7 protein-coding genes are annotated in these 4,589 nt (G+C 48.5%); 2 read left to right on the plus strand and 5 right to left on the minus strand.

What is annotated here, in order from left to right:
• From V7D78_RS16095 to rplU, 3 genes are all read right to left on the minus strand, one after another.
• Nucleotides 1–341: RHS repeat-associated core domain-containing protein (locus V7D78_RS16095; protein ID WP_333609475.1), on the minus strand; the 341-nt coding region annotated here is incomplete at its 3' end.
• Nucleotides 342–600: 259 nt separating this feature from the next.
• A complete protein-coding gene (gene rpmA, locus V7D78_RS16100) occupies nt 601–858 on the minus strand; it encodes a 50S ribosomal protein L27 (protein ID WP_333609476.1) in 258 nt (85 codons plus the stop codon).
• A 16-nt stretch (nt 859–874) separates the two neighbouring features.
• Nucleotides 875–1,183 carry a 50S ribosomal protein L21 gene (gene rplU / locus V7D78_RS16105; RefSeq protein ID WP_333609477.1) on the minus strand — a complete coding sequence of 103 codons (309 nt, stop codon included), beginning with the start codon at nt 1,181–1,183 and terminating at the stop codon, nt 875–877.
• Nucleotides 1,184–1,392: 209 nt separating this feature from the next.
• Here rplU and ispB point away from each other — a divergent pair, with 209 nt between their 5' ends.
• Together ispB and V7D78_RS16115 are read left to right on the plus strand one after the other, a co-directional pair.
• Complete coding sequence (gene ispB / locus V7D78_RS16110) at nt 1,393–2,364, plus strand: octaprenyl diphosphate synthase (RefSeq protein ID WP_333609478.1); 972 nt, start codon at nt 1,393–1,395, stop codon at nt 2,362–2,364.
• A 12-nt stretch (nt 2,365–2,376) separates the two neighbouring features.
• Nucleotides 2,377–2,610: a DNA gyrase inhibitor YacG gene (locus tag V7D78_RS16115; RefSeq protein WP_333609479.1), complete on the plus strand. Its 234-nt coding sequence runs from the start codon at nt 2,377–2,379 to the stop codon at nt 2,608–2,610.
• Here the strand turns inward: V7D78_RS16115 and mutT are convergent.
• Complete coding sequence (mutT, locus tag V7D78_RS16120) at nt 2,600–3,070, minus strand: 8-oxo-dGTP diphosphatase MutT (protein ID WP_333609480.1); 471 nt, start codon at nt 3,068–3,070, stop codon at nt 2,600–2,602. The genes V7D78_RS16115 and mutT overlap by 11 nt on opposite strands.
• The coding region (locus tag V7D78_RS16125; protein WP_333609481.1) for a preprotein translocase subunit SecA at nt 3,054–4,589 on the minus strand (1,536 nt) is incomplete at its 5' end. The genes V7D78_RS16125 and mutT, both read right to left, overlap by 17 nt.

Genomic DNA, 4,589 nt, shown 5'->3' on the forward strand with positions numbered 1-4,589 from the left:
CAGTGCTTAGTGAAGTGTCCACTGTTGCTGGTACAGATCAAAGAGCCATCTGCCTTAATAACTGATGCTTTTTCAACAGTGCCAGATAACACCCTATGGCTTTGGTGGTTTTCTTTTGCAATATTGTCTGTATATTCCGAGCCTTTTACTTCACCTCCCTCCTTAACCACACCGATCTCAATGCAATCACGAAAACTGTTATCTTCTGGGCATGTTCCGGTTGGATCCACAAACTTAAACGGATTATTATTCGCATACGAATACCGGTTAAACATCATCGGATTTGACGGTGTAAAGCCTACCATGTCGTTTGAATAAAACCGGCCGATAAGTGGGGTCATAATACCGCTGCTGCATATAAGTTAACTGCAGGTCGTTATCTTCCACATGGCCGGTATAGCTATTGTTTTCATAGGTGCTCATTAACACCCCGGCGCTGTTATACAAGCTATAGGTTTTTGCGCCGTTTTTGTTTTTAATTATCCGCCGGCCATGGCCGTCGTACAGATAGCTGTTGGTGCCAGAGCTGGTTAAGCGGTTTGCAAGCTTCAGAGCATAAAAAAACCCCGCACCAGGCGGGGTTTTTTTGAAAGCGTTAGCTTATTCGCTGACGATGCTCACAAACTTACGGTTGTGCTCACCTTTAACTTCGAATTTTACTTTACCTTCGGTTAAAGCAAACAGCGTATGGTCTTTACCGATACCAACATTGGTGCCTGGGTGGAATTTAGTTCCACGCTGACGCACGATGATGCTACCTGCTAAAACTGACTCACCACCGAAGCGCTTAACACCTAAGCGTTTAGCTTCTGAATCGCGACCGTTACGAGTGCTACCTACACCTTTTTTACTTGCCATGTGTCGATACTCCTAGTTACGCGCTAATGCTGGTAATTTTAACTTCAGTAAACCATTGACGGTGACCCATCTGCTTACGTGAATGCTTACGACGACGGAATTTAACGATTTTGATCTTATCGCCACGGCCATGATTGACCACTTCCGCTACCACCTTACCACCTTCAACTAAAGGTGCACCGATACTGATGTCTTCGCCATTGGCAACCATCAGCGGGGTAAATTCGATTGTTGCGCCGGTTTCTAAGTCTAGTTTTTCTAGACGAAGAGTTTGACCTTCCGTCACACGGTGCTGTTTGCCACCACTTTGGAAAACCGCGTACATAGTTAACTCCGTACAAAGCACGCCATCGCTTATTAAGGGGCGTGTTAATTCAATTCACAGGGCGCGAATTGTACGCAATTTCCCAGTATGCCGCAAGCACATTTATGAAAAAGATCTCTGTGTTGGCAAAAGGATCCAGAATTCATTTTTGCCTGTCACTACATTAGTGTAGAATTATCTTCATTCTAAGGGTTTAGCAGTTGTTACAGATGACGCTTGAACAGATCCAACACCTTACCGCTGCTGATATGCAGGCGGTAAATCAGCATATTTTTTCCCAGCTTTGCTCTGATGTCGCCCTAATCAACCAGTTAGGTATTTACATCGTTAATAGCGGCGGTAAGCGTCTGCGCCCCTTATTAACCGTACTGGCCGCCAGAGCACTGAACTATCAGGGCCAGCAGCATCTGACGCTGGCGACCATTATTGAGTTTATTCACACTGCTACCTTGTTACACGATGATGTGGTGGATGAGTCCACCTTACGCCGTGGCAAAGAAACCGCCAATGCGGTGTTTGGCAATCAGGCCAGTGTGTTAGTGGGTGATTTTCTGTATACCCGCGCGTTTCAGCTGATGGTGTCACTGGATAAAATGCGCATTATGCATATTCTGGCCGATGCCACTAATGTTATTGCTGAAGGTGAAGTACTGCAACTGATGAATGTGCATGATGCCGATACCACTGAGCATAACTATATGCAGGTGATCTACTGTAAAACCGCTAAGTTGTTTGAAGCCGCCACTCAGTTAGCCGCCATTATTGCCGAGCAACCCGAGCCCGTGGTCCAGGCCATGCAAGCCTATGGTATGCATCTGGGTACCGCCTTTCAGTTAATTGATGATGTCTTAGATTACCAGGCTGATGCCAGTGAAATGGGTAAAAATGTCGGTGATGATCTGGCCGAAGGCAAACCTACGCTGCCACTAATTTATGCGCTGCAACAAGGTACACCAGAGCAGCAGCAATTGATCCGCAGTGCCATCACTGAAGGTGAAGGCTTAGCCTTGTTACCTCAGGTACTAAGCATCCTCGAACAAACCGGCGCCTTTAGTTACACCCGTAAAAAAGCCGAAGCCGAAGCCGACAAAGCCCGCCAAGCGCTGGCCATCCTCCCTGATTCACAGCATAAAGATGCGCTGATGGCCTTAGCCGATTTGGCTGTCAACCGCCGCCATTAATAGGAGCCAACTATGGTCAGCAAGGTAAAATGTCACACCTGTAGCACCATGGTGGTCTGGGATAGCAGCTCACCCTTCAGACCTTTTTGCACTGAACGCTGCAAACTGATTGACCTGGGTGACTGGGCAGCAGAAAACCACCGCATTGCCGACAATCCTGTGATCGATTCCGCCTTATCAGAAGCGTATCTGGCAGAGTTAGAGCAAGAAATGATTAAGCAGGATAATAGTTTTTTTAAAGAGTAGTAGCCAGTTGCTGCAGCTTACTGACAATAGGCTGATTGGCATCCGGAAAATTAAGCTGGTGCAACAGACTAATATCCACCCATTTTAGCGGCTGCTGCTCCTGACTCGCCGGCTCGCCGCTAAAGTCGCGCACCAACCAGATATGTAACAGCACATCACGCTCCGGGTAACTGTGCTCTATTTGCATAAAAGGTTCAGCCCGGGTCACGCTTATCGCCAGCTCTTCCTGTAACTCCCGATGCAGTGCTGCCTCAACGCTTTCTGCAGCCTCAACCTTGCCACCGGGAAATTCCCATTTGTTGCCCTGATGTTGTCCAGGATGGCGCAGGCTTAATAACACCTGCTGCTGCTGCAAAATAACCCCCACCGCCACCTGCAGTAACTGCCGTGGCGCGCTGGCGGTATGCTCAGCAGCGTGGCTGTCCGCCAACGCCGCTTGCGGCTTAGCTAAGCTTGCCATGACACTGTTTGTATTTTTTACCTGAACCGCACGGGCAAGGATCATTACGCCCTACTTTGTCGCCTTCACGCATTACCGGACCACGAGGTAAATCGTCTGGCACTTCACCAACGACCTGCTCGGCTTCGGCATGCTGATAACTGTGTGGCACTGCATCGGCTTTGCGCCGTTGTTGCTCTACGGCCTCTACGTCTTCTGCAGCACGAACCTGCACCCGGCTTAACACGCCAATCACATCCAGCTTCAGATTATCCAGCATAGTTGAGAATAATTCGAAGGCTTCACGCTTGTATTCCTGCTTCGGGTTTTTCTGGGCATAGCCCCGTAAATTAATGCCCTGACGTAAATGGTCCATTGCCGCCAGATGCTCTTTCCAGTGCGTATCCAGACTTTGCATCATAATGGCTTTTTCAAACTGGCGCAGTACCTGCGGTCCTACCATCTGCTCTTTCAGTTGATAGGAAGCCGTGATCTCTTGCTGAATTTTTTCACGCAGCTTTTCTTCAAACAGTTTGTTGTCATCGGCCAGCCATTTCGCCACAGGCAATTCAACACCAAAATCTGCTTTTAAGCGTTGCTCCAGGCCAGGCACATCCCACATTTCATCCAGCGATTGCGGTGGTATATATTCGCTAATCACCGCATCCACTACATCATCGCGGATGGCATGAATGGTATCACTGATATCCTTGGCATCGAGTAATTCGTTGCGCTGCTCGTACACTACTTTACGCTGATCGTTAGCAACATCATCAAATTCAAGTAATTGCTTACGAATATCAAAGTTACGGGCTTCCACTTTGCGCTGGGCGTTTTCAATGGCCCGGCTCACCCAGGGGTGTTCAATGGCTTCGCCTTTCTCCATACCTAAGCGGCGCATCATGCCTGCCATCCGATCTGAAGCGAAAATCCGCATCAGCGCGTCATCCAGTGACAAATAGAAACGCGATGAACCGGCATCACCCTGGCGGCCGGCACGACCACGCAACTGATTATCAATACGACGAGACTCGTGACGCTCAGTGCCTACGATATGCAAGCCACCCGCGGCAATAACCGCATCATGCCGTTGCTGCCAGTTGATTGTCGCGGTTTCAATCTCAGCTGCTGTCGCCTCTTTTAACGCAGCCAGCTCAGCCTGCAAATTACCACCTAGCACGATATCCGTACCCCGACCTGCCATATTAGTAGCAATGGTCACAGTACCCGGACGACCGGCATCAGCAATTATTTGTGCTTCATTGGCATGGAACTTAGCATTTAATACCTGATGCTTGATTTTCGCTTTATTCAGCAGACTTGACAGGTATTCTGAGCTTTCAATAGAAGCGGTACCCACCAACACCGGGCGAGCGGCATCGCGAGCTTGTTTAATATCTTCAATAATAGCGTTGTATTTATCTTCGGCCGTTAAATACACCAAGTCGGCCATATCATTACGCACCATAGGCCGGTTAGTAGGCACTACTATGGTTTCAAGGCCATATATTTGCTGAAATTCAAAGGCTTCGGTATCTGC

Origin of the sequence: Arsukibacterium sp., assembly GCF_036735525.1 — a bacterium.
Lineage (GTDB): Bacteria > Pseudomonadota > Gammaproteobacteria > Enterobacterales > Alteromonadaceae > Alishewanella.

Coding starts and splice junctions, on each gene's coding strand:
- rplU (WP_333609477.1), bottom strand. CDS start 1,183: ATGTACGCGGTTTTCCAAAGTGGTGGCAAACAGCACCGTGTGACGGAA.
- V7D78_RS16115 (WP_333609479.1), top strand. CDS start 2,377: ATGGTCAGCAAGGTAAAATGTCACACCTGTAGCACCATGGTGGTCTGG.
- mutT (WP_333609480.1), bottom strand. CDS start 3,070: ATGGCAAGCTTAGCTAAGCCGCAAGCGGCGTTGGCGGACAGCCACGCT.
- rpmA (WP_333609476.1), bottom strand. CDS start 858: ATGGCAAGTAAAAAAGGTGTAGGTAGCACTCGTAACGGTCGCGATTCA.
- ispB (WP_333609478.1), top strand. CDS start 1,393: ATGACGCTTGAACAGATCCAACACCTTACCGCTGCTGATATGCAGGCG.